Below are 4,747 nucleotides of genomic sequence, written 5' to 3'. Positions count from 1 at the left end.
CTGGCCCAGCCGCTGCCGGTGGGTGATGGCCGCGCCCTGCTGCAGCGTCGCCCCGACATCCGCCAGGCCGAGCGCAAGCTGGCCTCGGCCACCGCACGCATCGGCGTGGCCACCGCCGAGCTGTACCCGGACATCCGTCTGGGTGCCTCGCTGGGTGCCGCCGGCCTGCTGGAGGACTTCGGCCAGCCGATGACCCAGCAGTGGTCGATCGGCCCGCTGATCTCGTGGACGCTGCCGTCCTCGGGCACCCACGCCCGCATCCACGCCGCCGAGGCCGGTGCCGACGCCGCGCTGGCCGAGTTCGACCATGCGGTGCTGCAGGCCCTGCGCGAGACGCAGACCGCGCTGGACCGCTACGCGCAGGACCTGCGCCGCCTGCAGTCGCTGCGCGAAGCCCAGCAGCAGGCCGCGCTGGCCGCCGAGCAGAACCGCCGGCTGTACCAGGCCGGGCGCACCCCGTACCTGTCCAGCCTGGATGCCGACCGCAGCCTGGTGACCAGTGATGCCACCCTGGCCGCGGCCGAGGCGCAGGTCTCGCGCGACCAGATCCATCTGTTCCTGGTGCTGGGTGGCGGCTGGCAGACCACGGTCGCGGCGGCGGCCCCGGCCACCGCGCAGGCCACGGCGAAGTAAGCCATGAACGCGCTGACCGACCGCCAGGCGTGGCTGTTCTCGATCAAGACCTACCTGGCCGCGGTGGCCGCGCTGTACATCGCCATGGCCGGCAACCTGTCGCGCCCGTACTGGGCGATGGGCACGGTGTACATCGTCAGCCAGCCACTGCTGGGCCCGACCCGGGCCAAGGGCGTGTACCGCATCGTCGGCACCCTTGTGGCCGGCCTGGCCACCCTGCTGGTGCTGCCGGCGCTGGTGGAAACGCCGATGGTGCTGAGCGCGGCGATGTCGATCTGGCTGGCGGGCTGCCTGTTCCTGGCCCTGCTCAACCGTGGCCCGCGCGGCTACGCGTTCCTGCTGGCCGGCTACACCACCGCCTTCATCGGCTTCCCGGCGGTGACCTCGCCGGAAACCATCTTCGACACGGTGGTGGCGCGCAGCGAGGAGATCATCCTCGGCACGGTGGTGGCGGTGCTGGCCGCGTCGCTGCTGTTCCCGGCCTCGGTGCAGCCGATGCTGCGCACCCGCATCGGCAACTGGATGGAGGATGCCGCGCAGTGGTGCCGGCAGATCCTCGAGCGTGGCCGCGCCCATGCCCCGCGCAACCGGCTGGCCGCCGACCTGGTGCAGTTCGAAGCCCTCATCGAGTTCCTGCGCCGCGATGATCCGCGCCATGCGGGTTCTGCGGTTTCGATGGAACGCCTGCGCGAGCGCATGCTGCTGTTGCTGCCGGTGCTGTCGTCGATTGCCGACCGCCTGAGCGCGCTGCGCAGCGAGGGACAGACGCTGCCCGAGGGCCTGCCGGCGCTGGTCGATGACATCCACGACTGGATCGATACGCCCGCCAGTGCCAGCGACTACGCCCGCCTGCGTGCGCGCATCAGCGCGCTGAAGCCGCAGGTGGACAGCGACCTGCAGCACCTGCAGCTGGCCAGCCTGCTGCTGCGCCTGGAGGAGCTGGTGGACCTGTGGCAGGACTGCCGCACCCTGCAGCACGCGATCGACCACGGCACCGCGCCGCTGGACCGCGCCCATTACCGCATCCGTACCGAGCGGGTGGCCACCGACAAGCACGTCGACTACGGCATGGCGCTGTTCTCCGCGCTCAGCGCCGGCGTGGCGTTGATGAGCTACTGCGTGCTGTGGATCGGCCTGGGTTGGGAGGGTGGCGGCAACGGCGCGATGATGGCGGCGGTGACGGCCGCGTTCTTCGCCGCACAGGACGACCCGGCACCGAGCATGGTCTCGTTCCTTGTCTGGGCCATCGTCGCTTCGCTGGTGGCCGGCGTGTACCTGTTCGGCGTGTTCCCGGCCGTGCATGACTTCGGCCTGCTGGCACTCGTGCTGGCGGTGGCGTTCCTGCCGCTGGGCCTGCTGCTGCACCACCCCAAGAGCGCGCTGTTCGCGCTGCCGCTGACGGTGAACCTGGCCGCGCTGCTGAGCCTTCAGAACACCTACAGCGCCAACATCCAGAGCTTCCTCAACTCGTCCATCGCAATGTTCATCGGCATTGGCTTCGCGGTGGTGATGACCCGCCTGTTCCGTTCGGTGGGTGCCGAGTGGACCGCGCGCCGGCTGGTGCGGCAGGGCTGGACCACGCTGGCCGAGGCCGCCGAAGGGCGCGGCCAGCAGGACCGCCAGCGCTTCGCCGCACGCATGCTGGACCTGCTGGGCCTGCTCGCCCCGCGCCTGGCAGCGACGCCGGAAGGCAGCGACATCGCCTCGGTGGACATGCTCAACGAGGCACGCATCGGCCTGAACATCCTGCAGCTGCGCCGTGCCCGCCTGGACCTGCCGGAGCGCAGCCGCGAGGCGGTCGAGCACATCCTGGAAGAGATCGCCGCACACTACCGTCGGCAGATTGCCGCACGCCGGCCGATTGCCGCCGCCGAAGCACTGCGCGAGCGCCTGGATACGTCGCTGGGCCGGGTCGGTGGCGTAGGCGCCTGCAAGGCGCGCGACGAGGCGCTGATGGGTCTGATCGGCCTGCGCTTCGCGCTGTTCCCCGAGGCGAAGGCGTTGGCGCCGGGGTTGGCGGACGCCGAAGCACCGTCGGTGTGATGCGATCCGCCGGGCACGGCCCGGCGCTACCATCGCTACGCGGTAGCGCCGGGCCATGCCCGGCGGCCTTTCGCTCCGACAACAGGACGGTTCAATGAGTTACGACATGATGGTGTTCGAGGCCAGCGCTGCGCCACGCGAAGCGGCGGCCTTCATCGCCTGGTTCGATAAGCAGGCCGAGTGGGGCGAGAACCACGACTATGACGATCCGGCAGTGAGCAGCCCGGCGCTGCAGGCGTGGTTCGCAGAGATGGTGCAGGAGTTCCCGCCGATGAGCGGCCCGCTGAGCAACGATGACGACGACCGTCCCGGGCTGACCGACTACAGTATCGGCCGCGAGGTGATCTACGCCGCATTCGCCTATTCGGTGGCGGAGCGCGCGCACGGGCGCGTGCAGGACCTGGCCGAGAAGCACGGCGTGGGGTTCTTCGATCTGAGTGCGGATGAAGCGGCGATCGTGTTCCCGGATGGGCTGGTGTTGATCGCGGAGTGAGGGGGGCGGCAGGGCTGCGCCCTGCACCTGCAGAAGCTTCAAGCCGAAGCCGAAGCAACAGCGGGCTATCCGTGGGACGGCGGGGTGGGTCCGGTTGCGGGGGACGCTGCAAGTACGTCCCTGTAAGCTCGGTCGCCCCATCCATGGCGCTCACGCCCCCGCAACCGGACCCACCCCGCCTTCGACAATTTCCTGCCGTCTGTTGGAACGGCGCTCTGCTTTGGTGGGTGCCGACCGTTGGTCGGCACGGGGTCGGATATCGATGTCTGACAGGTGTGTCGACCAACGGTCGACACCTACCAACAGCCGCAGTTGCCGGTAGGTCCACGCCATGCGTGGATGGGGGTCAGAGCCCGTTCCCGTCGGGAACGGGATCCGAGCCCGCTTCGGCGCCCAGCCGCCAAGCCAGGCCGCCCAGGCGGCTCGCATGCCGCTTCAACGCGGCCACCAGCACCTCTTCGCTGCCGGCCACATGCAGGCGCTGGCGCGCACGGGTGAGGCCGGTGTAGACCAGTTCGCGCGACAGTACGCGGCTGTCCTGCCGTGGCAGCTGCAGCCACACTTCATCGAACTCCGAGCCCTGTGCCTTGTGCACGGTCATCGCGAACGCGCTCTCGTGCGCGGGCAGTGCGGCCGGGTGGAAGGCGCGGGGCTGATCGGCGGTGTCGCCGGGGAACCAGGCCACCATCGCGCCGCTGGTGTCGCGCAGGCAGATGCCGATGTCACCGTTGAACAGGTGATGGCGGTAGCTGTTTTCGGTCACCAGCAGCAGGCGGCCCTGGAAGTAGCCGGGAGTGTTGCCGGCCAGCAGCTGTTCGATGCGGCTGTTGAGCCCGCGTGCGCCCTGTGGGCCTTCGCGCAGGGCGGTCAGCACGCGCAGGCGGCCGGCCTGCTGCAGCGCACGGCCCGGGTCTTCGGCCTCGGCCAGCGTGCGCCAGTGCGAAAGCAGGTGTTCGCGCTGGCCACGCAGCGGGTCGGCGTCGTTCTCGTGGAAGCTGACCCCGGACAGGCTGCCGCTGCGCAGCAGGGCCAGCGCGGTGCCGCTGTCACCTTCGCGCACCGCCTGCGCCAATGGCGCCAGCTGCAGGGCATCGCTCTGCCGGTAGCCGCGCTGCAGCTGCACGCGACGGCCGGCGAAGACGCGCGGCGCAGCCTGCGGCTGCAGGGTCGGCGCGGCCAGCAGTCCATGCAGGGCCTGCGCGTCATCGGCACGGGTACCGCTGCCATCGCCGCTGGCACGCAGGATGGCGCTGAGCACGTCGCCTGCTTCCACCGAGGGCAGCTGGTCCGGGTCACCCAGCAGAATCAGCCGCGTGCCGCTGGCGACGGCATCGACCAGCTTGGCCATCAGCGGCAGGTCGATCATCGAGGCTTCGTCCACCACCACCACGTCCACCGGCAACGGGTTGTCGGCGTGGTGGCGGAAGCGCGGCGAGTCGGGAATGACACCGAGCAGGCGATGCAGGGTGGTGCCGGTGCTCGGCAGCGCCGCGCACAGCGCCGGGTCCAGGCCTTCTTCCTGCAGGCGCTGCACGGCCAGGCGCAGGCTTTCAGCCATGCGCTCGGCGGCGCGCCCGG

Annotated in this window: 4 protein-coding genes; 3 read left to right on the top strand and 1 reads right to left on the bottom strand. The window is 70.5% G+C overall.

What is annotated here, in order from left to right; genetic code table 11:
• From DCO49_RS19385 to DCO49_RS19375, 3 genes are all read left to right on the top strand, one after another.
• Positions 1–633 (top strand): TolC family protein (locus DCO49_RS19385; protein WP_133249455.1); only part of this gene is annotated, 633 nt, incomplete at its 5' end.
• 3 nt (positions 634–636) lie between these two features.
• Entirely contained in the window at positions 637–2,676 is a 2,040-nt protein-coding gene (locus DCO49_RS19380) for an FUSC family protein (RefSeq protein ID WP_116865377.1), read from the top strand.
• Positions 2,677–2,770: 94 nt separating this feature from the next.
• The gene (locus tag DCO49_RS19375; RefSeq protein WP_116865376.1) at positions 2,771–3,169 is read left to right on the top strand and encodes a hypothetical protein; all 399 of its coding nucleotides are present in this window, start codon (positions 2,771–2,773) and stop codon (positions 3,167–3,169) included.
• 346 nt (positions 3,170–3,515) lie between these two features.
• Here DCO49_RS19375 and recD read toward each other — a convergent pair.
• The coding region (gene recD / locus DCO49_RS19370) for an exodeoxyribonuclease V subunit alpha (protein ID WP_243402786.1) at positions 3,516–4,747 on the bottom strand (1,232 nt) is incomplete at its 5' end.

It is taken from the genome of Stenotrophomonas sp. SPM (genome assembly GCF_003105135.1).
In the GTDB taxonomy this organism is placed as follows: Bacteria; Pseudomonadota; Gammaproteobacteria; order Xanthomonadales; family Xanthomonadaceae; genus Stenotrophomonas.
The sequence above is the reverse complement of the archived record's forward strand: the minus strand, read 5'-3'. Positions and strand labels throughout refer to the sequence as shown.